We start from the raw sequence: 13,770 nt of genomic DNA on the forward strand, positions 1-13,770 counted from the left end.
TGATGGAAGTGGGACGGCCGCGGCGCAGGTCGGCGGCGATCTCGTTGCGCCGGTATCCAATCAGACGTGCCGCATCCCAGACGCGGCCGTCCCACTTCCATCGGTCTGGTTCTTCCCGACCTCACCAACCAGTTCTTTGTCGACATTGCGCGCGCCCTCGAAAATCATGCGCTGCAGCATGGTTACCAGCTCATCCTTGCCCATGCCAACGAGAACCCCGAACGCGAAACCGAGCGCATCCGTTTTGTGATGTCGCGTCAGGTAGCGGGCATGATCATCATTCCGTGCCGGGGTTATCAGCACGCAATAGCCGAGGCGCGGGAATGCAATGTGCCGCTCGTCATGGCCGATCGTGTGGACGACACCTTCCCGGCGAACACGGTGACGACCAACAGCCGCAGCGCATCCGCCGACGGAACCGCACACTTGATCGCGCTCGGCCACCGGCGCATCGCGTTCCTCGTCAACACTCTGGAACTGGTGAACTCGCGAGAACGCGCGGACGCTTATGTGGATGCAATGCGCAAAGCGCATCTCGCCCGGTACATTGCAGTGATCGAATGCGGCATGACGGCCACCCAAAGCCATGCCACCACGCTCAAGGTATTGAGCGGTTCCACGCGCCCGACCGCCCTCTTCACGGGTTGCAACGTCACGACGCTCGGCGCGCTGCGCGCCATCCGCGATGCCGACTTGCATATCCCATCAGACGTGTCGCTGCTTTCCTTCGATGACGCCCCCTGGATGTCCGTGCTGCGCCCGTATCTGACATCGATACGTCAGCCCGTGGAGGCTATCGGCCATGCAATCTGGCAATTGATGCTCAAGCTTATGAACGGCGAGCAAGACGAATTCGTTCACTTGAGTTTCAAAGCCGAGTTGCTGGTGCGTGAAAGCACAACGTATGTATCAGCAGAAACAGCCGTACCCGGATGAAACGTTTCAGACGAATCACAACTTGAAAACAGGAGACATGGCGAATGGACCTCGAAAAAAGCACACTGACGCGCGTGACGGCGCGGCTAGTCCCCTTCCTGATGCTTTGTTATTTCATCGCTTATCTGGACCGCGTGAACGTGGGTTTCGCCGCGTTGCAGATGAACAAGGACCTCGGGTTTTCGCCCAGCGCGTTCGGCTTTGGTGCGGGGATTTTCTTTATCGCCTATTTCTTTTTCGAAGTGCCGTCCAATCTGCTGCTGGAGAAATTCGGCGCACGCAAATGGATCGCGCGGATCATGTTCACGTGGGGCATCCTCGCGGCCGCGATGGCGTTCATTCCGCATATCGCGCAATACACGGGGATGTCCCCCGCGCACGTCTTTTATTCGCTGCGAGTGCTGCTCGGGATTGCTGAGGCAGGCTTTTTCCCCGGCATCATCTTCTTGCTGACCCTTTGGTTTCCGGCAGCGTATCGCGGGCGTGTGGTCGGTTATTTCATGGTCGCGATCCCGCTCTCCACGGTCATCGGCGCGCCTATCTCCGGTGCGCTGCTGAACCTCGACAAACTCGGGGGCCTCGCGGGCTGGCAGTGGGTCTACCTGATCGAGGCATTACCTGCGCTCTGCCTCGCGTTCGTGGTGTTCTTCTATCTCACCGACAAACCCGCCGACGCAAAGTGGCTCACCGACGACCAGCGTAACTGGCTCGTCAACCGGCAGGCCGAAGAGCGTCGGCAGCGCGAAGCCGTGCGCAGCTTCAGCGTGAAGGAAGCCTTGTTCAATCCGCGCGTGCTCGCCGTCGCGCTGATCTACTTCGGTGCAAACGCAACCAACTACGGCCTGAGCTTTTTCCTGCCGCAGATCGTAAAAGGCTTCGGCCTGACGAATGTGCAGACGGGATTGGTCACGTCGCTGCCTTACATTGTGGGTGCGATCAGCATGGTGTATTGGGGCCGTCACTCGGACCGCAAGCTCGAACGCAAATGGCATGTGGCGATTGCGCTGCTGGTCGCCGCGGGCGGGATTGCGGCATCCACTGCGCTGGATAATCCGGTGCTGAAGATGCTTGCGCTTTCCATTGCCGGGTTCGGCATCTTCGGTTGCCTGCCGGTGATCTGGACCTTGCCTGCCGCGTTTCTCTCAGGAGCGGCGGCCGCCGGTGGTATTGCAGCGGTGAACTCGCTGGGCAACCTGGCGGGATTCTTCGGGCCTTATGCGATGGGCTGGATCAAGGACAGTACTGGCAGCTTCGCCGCCGGCTTGTTGTGTCTGTCGGGCGCGGGCCTGGTCGGTGTTGCGGCCGTCTTGTTGCTCAAACACGATACCGCCCTGGAGAACGCGCCGCGCGGGACGTTTGTCGAGGAACGCCATACGTGATGGGTGTGATGTAGCTTTCGCTTGCGATGGTCGGCCATCGCAAGCGACCGGAATCTTTAATCCAGCGATCTGAAGACGCGCTCGCGGCTCTCAAGATGATCGAGCAACGCCCTTCCCGCCGGCTCAGAGAACCATCGCGCGTGTCCGAGCAGATAACCATCGTACGCAATCTCCGCGTTCTCCGGCGACCCAAGCGTCGCGTGAAAATAAGCAACCTCGGAAAGCGCGAACTCCGCATGTACGATTGGCAATAAAGCCACCAGCGCCGCGTATTCATCACCGGACAAGGGCGTGATCGACTCATACCCGTTCAGCAACGCGTCGATATGATCGAGATGCACACGCCGTGCGTCTTGCGCCGATAACCACTCGATGGCATTTCGCTCGATCGCAACCGCGAGATCGTAGACCGCGCACGTCCGGTCGGATAGACCAAAATCCAGGATGGTGCTGACTTGCGCGCCGGGTGTGCTACCGGTCCAGAGAAGGTTAGAAGCGTGCCAGTCGCCATGTGTCCACAGCGGGCGCAATCCGGGCAGGAAAGGCGCCAACCGCGCATGCCAGGGCAAGATGACCTCTGACACGTCCGAACGCCAGTCACGCGCTCCCAGGGCGCGAACCAGCAAGGGCTGTGCGTTGATCCACCTGTCGAGTGCGCCGATCAGATCGGATTCATTGAGCGCCCGAAAACTCGAGAGCAGCGGACGAATGGCGCGCGCCGGTGCGGCGTAATCGCGCGCAGCAATGTGCAAGCGCGCGAGCATCTGGCCCGCCGCAAACGCATGGGAAAGATCGGCGAAGGGCGTCCACGACATCGCTTTCCGATACACATCCGCCCCACCCGCCGCACGATGAACCTCGTATGTCCATTCGCCTTGAGTCACTGCCGTGGCGCCGTCAGGCATCGCAATGATGTCGGCAACGGGCAGCCCACGTGACGCGAGATGCGCGATGAAAGCATGCTCTTCGGCGAGCCCTTCCACGTCGCGGATTTTCACATGATGCCGTTTCACGAAAAACTCGTTGCCGTTCGCCGTCGTGATCAGCACGGCCGCCGAGAACGGCCGGGGGCTGTGCCACGTTAAGCCGGCCAAGGGACCAATCGAAGGAAACCTGCCAAGCACCGCCTCGACTTCTTCGCGGGTGATCAACGGCCAGTCGCGCTCGGCCTGCTCGCCATCGACACCGAATTGCAGGGGCGCGATATCGGCGGATGGTGCATCCGAAGCGATTGGTTTCAACGGCTTTCCTGTCGACATGACCGCCTCAGGCTGCGTGCGGCGTCTGAGCCGGTTCAACACGCGCCGCCGCACGGCTCCAGTCGCGCAATCCGATCACGGCCAATGCAACGAACAGCGCGTAGAGCCCCGAGGTCGGATAAAGACCCTTGAAAAGAAACATCCCGACGTACACGACGTCCACTGCGATCCAGAGCCACCACGACGCGATATAACGCCGCGCCGTCCAGTATTGCGCGACGAGGCTGAAAGCCGTCAACGACGCATCCACGTACGGCAACGCGGCGTCCGTGAACCGCGCCATCAGCGACCCGAGCACCGCGCTTCCAATGACCGCAAGCAGCAAGCCCATCACGAGCGCCTTGCGCGCAACCGCCTGCACGCGCACCTCACCGGAATCCACCTGCGTGTTCCGGTTTCCTTGCTCAAGCCAGACCCACCACCCATAGACCTGCAGGACCGCGAAGGCGCCCTGCAGAAGCATGTCGGAGTAGAGCTTTGCATCGAAAAAAATCCAGCCGTACAGCGCCACCGACGCCAGTCCTACCGGCCAGCAAAGCATCTTGCGTCGCGCAGTCAGCCAGATGGCAAGCGCGCTCACAATAACACCGATGATTTCAAGCACGGACATTGCATTGGCCTCGGTTCAGGGATGCGTGTAAGACATTTCTAGAAATCATAAGTCAACGACAAACGTGCAGTGCGGGGCGCACCAAGGAAGAGATATGCGTCGCCCTGAAGCTCGCCGCTATCCTGCCAGTAATACTTGTTGAAGAGGTTATCGACGGAGAGCCGCACCACCGTCTTGTGGCCGCCAAGCTTCGTGGTGTATCGCGCGCCGAGATTGAAGACGAAATAAGACGGGACGCTTGCCGTGCCCTCCTCGTTTGCGGCCTTGCTGCCGCTGTAGTTGACGCCGCCGAGCAGATCGAGTCCCGCAACATGCGGCACGGCATAGTCCGCATAAAGCGCGGCGCTCAAGCGCGGCACGTTGATCACCTGATGGCCTTCGTATGCGGGCGTGCCCGAGTCGTACGCACGCGCCCTGATCGCCGCGATGCTTGCCGTCAGCGTGAGCCGGTCCGTCGCACGTCCCGCTGCGCTCAGCTCGATGCCCTGATGACGCTCCGTTCCCTGTTGCGTGAACGTATAGCCTGCATCGGTGGAATCGGGCTTTGCGTATTCGAACGGCTTGTTGATCGCAAACACTGCCGCCGTGAGATTCAACCGGTCGAGCCAGTCGTACTTGGCGCCCACTTCAACCTGATTGGACACGACCGGCGGAAGGAATGCATACGCATTGCTCGCACGAACGGGAGCCTGATCGCCAAGCGAAAGCGCCTTGCTATAAGACGCATAAAGCGAAAGCGGCGCGACCGGTTTATAAACGACCGCCACTTGCGGCAGGAATATGGAGCGGTCCGTGTCGGTAGCCGGGCCATCCATTTCGGTCCAGCTTCGCTGACGCAACAGGACGCCACGCCCTCCGGCGAGGATCTGCCAGTGATTGTTGAACGTGATCCGGTCCGTGCCGAATACGGAATACTGGCGAGAATCAAGTTGCGGAAAAGACGCGCTCGGCGAATTCGGCGACGGATCGAATGTCAGGTTCGGCCCGTAGATATTCTCGCTGCCAACATAGTCATACACCGCGTTCGACAAATCGACCACGCGCCGCTGCACGCTGGTGCCGAAGGTCACGTCATGCTGGAGCCAGCCGGTTGAAAACTTGCCAGTGAGCACAGCACGAACTTCATCGTTTCGCCGATATTCCCCCGGACTCCGGTAGTCGTAGACATCGAAATCTCCGTTCGATGCAAAGAAAAACGGCGACGTGCCGCCCGCGCCACAACTCGGGACGTAGCCGCAACCATAGGCGAATGCGACGTTGTCGTCGATCATGGTGTGGCTGCGGCTGGCGGCTATGTAACCCTGCCACTTGTCGTTGAAGCTGTAGTCGAACCGCGTGTTGAGATTGAGCGCGTCGGTGGTGACGGGCTTGGTCCACGGCTGCAAGCCAAGCAGCTTCGATGCCGACGCAGCCGACGGCACCGCCGTCCCACCTAGCAATTGATACCCCGATGCCGAGCGCTGGATCAGTTGCTGGAACTCGGCATCGAATTGAAGGCTCGCGCGCGGGCTGATGATCCAGTCGGCTGCAATCGAGCCGAATGTGCGGCGGCCATCGGCGCCATCCACATAAGAGTGGATGTTTTCTTTCGCCGCATTGATTCGCAACCCGAACTGATTCTGATCACCAAAGCGCCGCCCCAGGTCGACGGCGGCGGACGTGGACCCGCGGCTGTCGACATCGGTCGTGATGCTCGCGACATTCCGCGGGCGCTTGGTCACGAAGTTGATGATGCCGCCCGGCGCGACCACCCCGCTTTCTATGCCCGCAAGCCCCTTCAATATCTCGACCCGGTCCTTGTTTTCCAACGCGACATTCTGCTCGCCGGAAATGGTCAGACCGTTGATCTTGATGGCGCTGGCAAGGTCGATCGGGAAACCGCGAATCGTGAAACCCTGGTAATAACCTACCGGCGCATAATCGTTGTTCACCGATGCGTCGTTGCGCACCACGTCGCTGAGCAACTTTGCGTGCTGGTCATCGAGTTGCGCGCGAGTGACGACCGACACAGACGCGGGCGTGTCCTGCAGCGGCGTTTCGTCGAACCCGGCAACAGAGGCGGAGCGCGCGCGATAGTCATTGTCATGCGTGGCCGTCACGCTTACCGCCGGAAGCACCGCTACGCCGTTAGGCGCGGCTGGCGATCCTGCCTGCGCAAATGCTGCCTGCATGCCAAACAGCGTGGTAACGGCAACCATGACGACCGATGTTCGATGCGCAACGAATTGCGAATGATGCACGGACGGCGCCTGAGTAAGTCTCTTGTTATTCATTGTTCTTGGATAATGCTGACAGGCGTCCGCCAGCCCACATCGATAAATGGAGAAAAGCGGATCTCTTTGATCAACAAAAATAATCAGAATGGGATTTAAGCGTCAGGCGCCCGGCTGTTCCCGGAGCCGCCTGTTTCGCTGCAGGCGACATGTTACAGAATTAAGCAGCGTGGAAAGATTTTCGGGCGAATTCAATAAGTCGATGCCTTGACAACCTGGGGCACGCCCATGGGTTTCATGTCTTGCCGTCCTAACCAGCGTTCCACGGCGCCAAGCATCGCGGGATCGGCAAGAAGGTCCCAATGGCCGATTGCGCCCATGCTGCAAATCTCCGCGTGCGGCGCGACGATCTTGAATGCCGCAGGATAAAGCGATACATGGAAACACTCGTCATTGTCTCCCGACAAGACCAGTACCGGCACGTCGGGATCAATAGGCGGTTTTTTCTCGACCCAAAGCCCGGGACCGAATGCGAGCGTCGTATTGAACGACCAGCTTTGGATATAACGCTTGTCGATCGCACGCGCCGCGGGCGCAAACTCGACTACCGTGCTCCCGTTGAAACGCGTAATGCCTAATGCGCTAAGCAGGCTCAGTAGCCGCAGGCGCACACCGCGAAGACGCACCCATCCTCCAAAGTAAGGACGATTCACAGGCGAGCCGAGCCCGAGGAACGGAGCAAGAAACAAATAACCCGTCACCAGCCGATGAAGCGGACTGCGCGAGATGGCAAGAACGAGACCGCCTCCGGCTGAATGCCCCCCCAATACAATCGACGATCCTTTGTGACGGCGCGCAGCGAACGTAATGAAGTCGGCGACATCCGAGATCATCTGATGCGGTTCATCGACTGCATGACCGGGACATCCCGGCGAGAGTCCATGGCCACGCATATCGAGCGTGTACACATCGGCAATATCACGCTGCGACAAGTGCTGCGCCAGCACGTGCAACTGGTCGCCGAAGCATCCCGCACCGTGCACCAGGATCACAACGCGATGCGTGCTCCGCGATTCATAATGGCGATAAGCCAGCGGGTAGTTGTCGGAGGTCGCGAACGCTTCGTGCGGCGGCAAGGCGGCCTGCATTGCACCGGGCGTGGCAGCGCCTCCTGCTGACGCAAGCCGCTCGAAGCTCGTGCGCGTCAGGTCCGGAAGCACGGACTTGCTAAAGGCGCTTACGGCACGCGCATAGCCGTAAAGTGTGCGCCAACTGAGTTGAGTATCACGCATCTTGGTTGCCGTTCGCGAGACTCAGTCCTGGGTGGTGCCGCTCACGATCATCACGGGCAGACCCGCAACGAAACGCCCGGTCCGGCCGCGTTCTTCGAACTCCGTAATCCATCGCATCACCTCGTCGTCCGTGAACAGTTTGCGTGCGTGCATGCCGGCAAGGACGCTCTTGAAATCGAGAATCTTGTTGACCGACTGGGGATCGAACGCGCTCACGCTGCGCATGCTGAACGTGATGTCGCGCAGGCCTGCATCGTGGAACATGGCGTACAGATCGCGAGCAAGGTAAGGATTGACGCATGACTCAGCGATCGACTGCATGATGCGCCCCGTCAGCACATAGTCGCTGCTTGCAACCCAGCAACCGGGCATATCAGGCTCGCTTACCACAATGCGCCCACCCGGGCGCGTCACGCGAATCATCTCCTTGAGCGCTTCTTGCGGCCTTGGAACGTGGATCAGCACGCGGTCGGCGCGCACCGCATCGAAGCTGCGCGCCGGGACGCCCAGCTCGTTAGCCGGCGCATTCCTGAAACTCAGCGACGGCACGTCCGCGTGACGACGGCGTGCTTCTTCCAGCATGGCTTCGCTCAAGTCGAATCCCACCGCGCTGCCACCGGGAACAACCTGCAATGCCAGCTTGCCGAGATCGTCGCCCGGTCCGCAGCCTATGTCGGCGATATGCATGCCGGGCTTGAGACCCATTAATTCAAACGTCTCCTGCTTATAGACCCGGAACGAATCGAGCGCCTGCATGACGTCGAGCCGCGCGACAAAAGTGTCCGCATCCACAGAATCGACACGCGAAAAATCACCAAGCTGGGAAGGGGATCGTGAGTTGGTCATCGTGGGGCCTGATGGTCGAAGTGTGGTTGAACGAACTGAGCTGCCTTTGATTCTTGTATGTGCCCGCAATAGCTTTCCATGTCTTGTCTCCAACTCATCAACTTGTTGGCTCGCATCCGAGTGAATGACGCTCGGCTCGTACTTGCTCTACAGGAACTATAACTCGACGATTCGCCGTTGCTAAGCGAACACTTTATCAACCTCAGATGGTTCGCTTAGCAACGTTATTTCACGGCGTTTTTTGAGCCGTTTTATGTGTTTCATAAATGCGTTGCGGGAGTGTGGGCTGCCCCTCGTATACCCCCGCCGATATGAAATTCTGTGCTTTACCCTCTCATGGCTTTACCCAAGTTCAACCCTTTTTTAATTTGGATCATCGCCATGAACCTCAAAAACAACCCTGCTTGCCGTCCCTTTCTCGAAGCCGGCGACCTCTCGCAAATCTCCGCCTATTACGAAGAGGAACGCCACACAATGTGGATGATGCTTCGTTCACGCCCGCGTCCGTGTTTTACGCAAGATCTCGTGAATGACATCATCGATCTCGCGCGTGCAGCCAGAGAATCAGGCTTGCGTTTTGACTTCTGGGTCACGGGCTCTCTCGTTCCAGACATCTTCAATGTAGGTGGCGATCTGGACTTCTTTGTCGATGCCATTCGATCAGGCCGGCGTGAATTGCTCATGGCTTATGCGCGTTCGTGCATAGACGGGCTGCATGAAATTTATAGCGGATTTGGTACCGGTGCCATTTCGATTGCAATGGTAGAGGGCACCGCGCTCGGAGGTGGATTCGAGTCCGCATTGGCACATCACTTTCTTCTCGCGCAGAACGACGCGAAGATGGGTTTCCCCGAAATCGCCTTTAACCTCTTTCCAGGCATGGGCGGCTATTCACTGGTCGAACGCAAGGCGGGCATGCGGCTCGCCGAAGAATTGATCAGCACCGGAGAAGCGCATACCGGCGAGTGGTACGCAGAGAAGGGAATTGTCGACCAGACTTTCCAGCCTGGCGATGCATTCCTTGCGACGCGGACTTTCATAGATGGCATTCGACCCAAGCTCAACGGCATTCGCGCGATGGTCAAGGCGCGGCAACGTGTATTGGCGTTGCCGCGCGCTGAACTGATCGAGATTACGGAGGACTGGGTACGGGCCGCCTTCACGATTGAAGAGAAGGATCTGGCCTTCATGGAGCGGCTGGTCATGTTGCAGAACCGCCGTGTCTCCAAACTGAAGATGGCAAGCCTTGACCAGCACTAAGCAGATTTAAGCCTTACCAACACTCCTTAACCTGGAGACGCTCAGGCGATGAGCCTGAGCTTTCTTTTCTCCGCGAGCCACGCTTCGAAGGCTCTTGCAGGCATGGGCCGCGCGTAAAGGAAGCCTTGCACGAGATCCACGCCCAGGCCGCGCAGGAAATCCGCTTCAGCTTCGCTTTCCACGCCTTCGGCTACCACCGACAAACGCAGCTCATGCGCAATCGCGACCATGGCGCGCACGAGGGCTTGCGGTTTGCTGTTGACATCGATTCCCTTGATGAAGCTTCGATCCAGCTTGATGGCGTCGAGCGGAATACGCGACAACTGCGACAACGACGAATAACCCGTGCCAAAGTCATCGAGATGCACACGCACGCCCATCTTGCGGAATTGCGTGATCAGCACGAGCGCCGCCGCTTCGTCTTCAATGAAACAGCTTTCGGTCAATTCCACGTCGAGCATGCACGAACGCGAGCGCGTCTCTGCAAGCACCTCGGTGAAATGCTTGACGATATCCGTATCGCGCAACTGGCGCGCCGACACGTTGATGGATATGCGCAGGTCGAGGCCCTGCTTCTGCCAGTTCGACGCCTGCGTGGCAGCCGCTTGCATGACCCATCGCCCAAGCGGCCCGATCAACCCGGACTCCTCCGCATAGGGGATGAAGTCGAGCGGCGAGACAACGCCGCGCTCCGGCGAATTCCAGCGCACGAGCGCTTCGACGCTGTCGACGTCGCCGCTCCTGAGATTCACCTTCGGCTGGTAATAAAGCTCGAGCTGATTCTCTTCAAGCGCCCGGCGCAGGTTCGTGTCGAGCCACACATATTCCGCAACCTTGCGGTTCATTTCCGGCGTAAACACGCGATACGTATGCTTGCCGCCATCTTTAGCGACGTACATGGCGGTGTCCGCGCTGCGGATCAGGCTTTCGAGCCTGTCGCCATGCTCGGGATACAGCGCTATACCGATAGAGCAACCGGTATAAAGCTTGATCAGTCCGAAGTCAAAAGGCAGGTGCAGGCTGCCCAGGATGGTTTCAGCGGTCTTGGTCAGCAGCGGGATGGTCGACTTCCTGACGACCACGACGAACTCGTCACCGCCGAGCCGCGCAAGCGTGTCACCGGGAGCGAGACAACTCTTGATCTTCGCCGATACCTCGCGGATCAGCCGGTCGCCGACCACGTGTCCGTAGTGGTCATTCACCTTCTTGAAGTTGTCGAGGTCTAGAAACAGGATGCCGAGATGCTCTTCACCAATGCTGTCACCCGCCTCTCTTTCGGCCGCGATCGCGTTCTCGATTTCTTCCTGAATGGCCTTGCGGTTCAGCAGTCCCGTCAGCTCGTCGGTCGTCGCCTGCTTGACGAGCAGCTTCTGTGCCTTGCGCTCTTCGGTAATGTCGGTGCCCGAGCAGATCAGGAAGCGCTCGTCCACGCCGCTGCCGCTCTGCACGAACTTGTTGCGAAACAGAAAGAGCCGCGGTCCCGTGACCGTATTGATGTAACGCTCGACTTGGTACGGCTGGCCGCTCGCAAAGAAGCCGTTGATGTTGGTCCGGGACGCCGCACCTTCGTCATCCGACATGAAAAGCACATAGGCGCTTTTGCCAATGACGTCTTCCTCACGCATGCCGGTCACTTCTTCGCACATGCGGTTAAAGCGCTGAATAAGGCCACGTCCGTCGAGAATCACCACGAGCGAATTAACTTCTGAAACAACCTGCTCGGCGAATGCGAGTCCATGCACGAGATCACGGGCGACCGACGAGGTGTCCGTGTAATCCGATGCCGTACCGGCCCATTCGCGAATGTTGATCTTTTTACCAACAAGGTGGAGCCGGTAGGGATAACCGAAAATTTTCAGGTCGAGCGCCAGATGCGACGTTACGCCCGTCAGTGCCCGGATCTGCCCGGCCTGGGACGCGTCGAGCGGAATGCTGACGTTCGCGGGACCCCGCACGGTCGCAAGCTCGAGCGCATTACTGTCGCTCGACAGCCGCCAGCACGGGCTGGTCGTGCCAAACCACGTAAACAGGTCTAGGCCGTCTTCTTCACCCATCATCAGCAACTCCAGAAAAAATTCTCTGACTGCCGCCCCGTCAGCGCGTCTCGTCAGATCTACCCAGTGCCGGCGTCATGCGCCCTGCTGGAGATAATCTCAAACCTGCGAGTCCGCTTCACGGCACCACGAAGCTCCAGGCTTTCGTGTGCCGGCCCAAACAGTAAGTCGCTTAAAATTTAATTATTTGATCATATCTTACGCGGACTGCAGAATCAGCGCCCGACTTCGAAACAAATAACGATGCAATGCTGCAAAACCCCAACATGGTAATTCGAATGGCATTGCACCAAAATAGACTATCTTTTGTCTAACCAATACAAAAGCACCATCGTTTCATTATCCAGCCTTCATCACTGAAAAGCCGGACAGAGCGTGACGACGCCCGACGTTCCCTGTTTCGTCGAAAGATGTAAACGGCATAACGGCTTTCCAGCCAAAAACCTTAATGAGGCCGCACGCCGCTGTCTGAACGTACATGCCTTTTGGGTCAGAACACCGTGTCGGCGTCATCCCGCGCGGCGGCAAGGTCATCGGCCTGCGCCTGCGGTACCACGCCCTTGGCGGTGCGGTTGCGCTGGGAGTCTGGCAAATCCTGGTATCGCTGATAAGAGCAGTTTCCGTCGGACTTCGCAGCGTACATGGCGGCGTCGGCATTGAGCAATAGCGCGCCGGCGGAATCGCCGTCCACCGGATACTGGCTGATCCCGATACTCGCGCCCACCGTCATGCGCCGTTCGTTGACGAGCAGCACCTCATCCAGCGTCTGCTTGATACGCGAGGCAATTCCCGGCGCCGGGCCGGCCGAGCGCGGGCCGTTGATCAACACCACGAACTCGTCGCCGCCGAGCCGCGCGACCATGTCGGCGCCGGTCAACAATTCCTGCAGGCGGCGCGCGATCTCGACGAGTACATCGTCGCCGGCCGAGTGCCCGAACTGATCGTTGATCTGCTTGAAGCGATCGAGATCGACGAACAATACCGCAAGCGGTTCGCCGCTCGATGCAGCGTCGCGGATCGCTTCCTCCAGCCGTTCCATGAAGAGCATCCGGTTCGGGAGACCCGTCAGCGCATCGTGGCGCGCAAGATGCACCAACTCGTGTTGCCTGCTGTGCAGCCCGTCGATCTGCGAGCGGATCTCGCGGCGCATGCGGTCGAAGCAGCGCGCCAGCACGCCGATTTCATCGGTGCGTCGGACGGGCAGCGCTTCCATGGTGTGATCGGCGAAGAAATGCGTCGCCGCATGCGCGAGCGTTTGCAGCGGCTGGACCAGCGCGCGGGCGAACATGGCCGCCAGGATGATCGCAAGCAGGCTCGAAATCAGCACGATTCGCACGATACTGCCGCCCAGCATGCTCGCGCCGTTAAGGGCATCGGAAAGTGGGCGGGACAAGCCCAGCACCACAAAACGGTTGCCTTCGGACGAGCCAAACGGACGGCGTATGAAGGCGAGAATCCGCGACGACGCCTCGTCGGGCTGTGTCAGACCGTTGAGCATCACGGCGGATCTTCCGTCTTCGAATAGCGGCCGCGTCGTGGGAAAGTTTTCCTGCATGAATATCCGCCGGCCTTTATCGAAACCGAACGTCTGCGATACATCCGGATGCACGAGGAAATCGCCCCATTCGTTGGCAAGGAACACCTCGTAATTGCCCGGCAGATCGACCTGCAAACGTTCCAGCAGCCGCGCAAGGTCGACATCGATTACAACCACGCCGACCACCGTGCCGCGGTCGTCCGCGACTGGCGTTGCCAGGCGCAGGGTCGGGCGCCCTTGCGCCGAATGCGCGCCTTGCTCGTGATTGATCGTGATCGGCGATACATAGATGTGACCGCGCGCAAGCGCCAGCGTATCAAACACGTAGGCTAACTGGCCCTTCTCCTGCAGTCCGCTTTGCTCCACTCGCACCGCGCGGCTCGC

At 59.3% G+C, this 13,770-nt stretch carries 10 protein-coding genes; 3 read left to right on the forward strand and 7 right to left on the reverse strand.

What is annotated here, in order from left to right; genetic code table 11:
- Positions 1 to 66: 66 nt before the first annotated feature.
- Both ACRXB1_RS15695 and ACRXB1_RS15700 read left to right on the forward strand, forming a co-directional pair.
- Positions 67 to 936 carry a substrate-binding domain-containing protein gene (locus ACRXB1_RS15695; RefSeq protein ID WP_449492488.1) on the forward strand — a complete coding sequence of 290 codons (870 nt, stop codon included), beginning with the start codon at positions 67 to 69 and terminating at the stop codon, positions 934 to 936.
- 44 nt (positions 937 to 980) lie between these two features.
- Entirely contained in the window at positions 981 to 2,315 is a 1,335-nt protein-coding gene (locus ACRXB1_RS15700) for an MFS transporter (RefSeq protein ID WP_449492489.1), read from the forward strand.
- Positions 2,316 to 2,371: 56 nt separating this feature from the next.
- Here the strand turns inward: ACRXB1_RS15700 and ACRXB1_RS15705 are convergent, their stop codons facing one another.
- The 5 genes from ACRXB1_RS15705 to ACRXB1_RS15725 all read right to left on the reverse strand — a co-directional run bounded on the left by ACRXB1_RS15705 (position 2,372) and on the right by ACRXB1_RS15725 (position 8,535).
- On the reverse strand, positions 2,372 to 3,574 hold the full coding sequence (locus ACRXB1_RS15705) for a phosphotransferase enzyme family protein (protein WP_449492490.1): 1,203 nt from the start codon (positions 3,572 to 3,574) through the stop codon (positions 2,372 to 2,374).
- 7 nt (positions 3,575 to 3,581) lie between these two features.
- Complete coding sequence (pnuC, locus tag ACRXB1_RS15710; protein ID WP_449492491.1) at positions 3,582 to 4,184, reverse strand: nicotinamide riboside transporter PnuC; 603 nt, start codon at positions 4,182 to 4,184, stop codon at positions 3,582 to 3,584.
- Between the two features lie 38 nt (positions 4,185 to 4,222).
- The gene (locus ACRXB1_RS15715; RefSeq protein WP_449492496.1) at positions 4,223 to 6,382 is read right to left on the reverse strand and encodes a TonB-dependent siderophore receptor; all 2,160 of its coding nucleotides are present in this window, start codon (positions 6,380 to 6,382) and stop codon (positions 4,223 to 4,225) included.
- Positions 6,383 to 6,648: 266 nt separating this feature from the next.
- On the reverse strand, positions 6,649 to 7,689 hold the full coding sequence (locus tag ACRXB1_RS15720) for an alpha/beta hydrolase (RefSeq protein ID WP_449492492.1): 1,041 nt from the start codon (positions 7,687 to 7,689) through the stop codon (positions 6,649 to 6,651).
- Positions 7,690 to 7,710: 21 nt separating this feature from the next.
- Positions 7,711 to 8,535: a methyltransferase domain-containing protein gene (locus tag ACRXB1_RS15725; RefSeq protein WP_449492493.1), complete on the reverse strand. Its 825-nt coding sequence runs from the start codon at positions 8,533 to 8,535 to the stop codon at positions 7,711 to 7,713.
- A 381-nt stretch (positions 8,536 to 8,916) separates the two neighbouring features.
- Between ACRXB1_RS15725 and ACRXB1_RS15730 the strand changes: the two genes are divergently transcribed.
- Complete coding sequence (locus ACRXB1_RS15730) at positions 8,917 to 9,795, forward strand: crotonase/enoyl-CoA hydratase family protein (protein ID WP_062001613.1); 879 nt, start codon at positions 8,917 to 8,919, stop codon at positions 9,793 to 9,795.
- A gap of 41 nt (positions 9,796 to 9,836) precedes the next feature.
- Here the strand turns inward: ACRXB1_RS15730 and pdeR are convergent, their stop codons facing one another.
- Together pdeR and ACRXB1_RS15740 are read right to left on the reverse strand one after the other, a co-directional pair.
- Complete coding sequence (gene pdeR / locus ACRXB1_RS15735; protein ID WP_449492494.1) at positions 9,837 to 11,852, reverse strand: cyclic di-GMP phosphodiesterase; 2,016 nt, start codon at positions 11,850 to 11,852, stop codon at positions 9,837 to 9,839.
- A 487-nt stretch (positions 11,853 to 12,339) separates the two neighbouring features.
- Positions 12,340 to 13,770: diguanylate cyclase domain-containing protein (locus ACRXB1_RS15740; protein WP_449492495.1), on the reverse strand; the 1,431-nt coding region annotated here is incomplete at its 5' end.

The organism is Caballeronia sp. M23-90, assembly GCF_053574605.1.

Excerpts from the sequence above, each read along its gene's own strand:
- ACRXB1_RS15725 (WP_449492493.1), bottom strand. The coding sequence starts at position 8,535 with ATGACCAACTCACGATCCCCTTCCCAGCTTGGTGATTTTTCGCGTGTC.
- ACRXB1_RS15720 (WP_449492492.1), bottom strand. The coding sequence starts at position 7,689 with ATGCGTGATACTCAACTCAGTTGGCGCACACTTTACGGCTATGCGCGT.
- ACRXB1_RS15700 (WP_449492489.1), top strand. The coding sequence starts at position 981 with ATGGACCTCGAAAAAAGCACACTGACGCGCGTGACGGCGCGGCTAGTC.
- ACRXB1_RS15715 (WP_449492496.1), bottom strand. The coding sequence starts at position 6,382 with ATGGTTGCCGTTACCACGCTGTTTGGCATGCAGGCAGCATTTGCGCAG.
- ACRXB1_RS15730 (WP_062001613.1), top strand. The coding sequence starts at position 8,917 with ATGAACCTCAAAAACAACCCTGCTTGCCGTCCCTTTCTCGAAGCCGGC.
- ACRXB1_RS15705 (WP_449492490.1), bottom strand. The coding sequence starts at position 3,574 with ATGTCGACAGGAAAGCCGTTGAAACCAATCGCTTCGGATGCACCATCC.
- pdeR (WP_449492494.1), bottom strand. The coding sequence starts at position 11,852 with ATGATGGGTGAAGAAGACGGCCTAGACCTGTTTACGTGGTTTGGCACG.
- pnuC (WP_449492491.1), bottom strand. The coding sequence starts at position 4,184 with ATGTCCGTGCTTGAAATCATCGGTGTTATTGTGAGCGCGCTTGCCATC.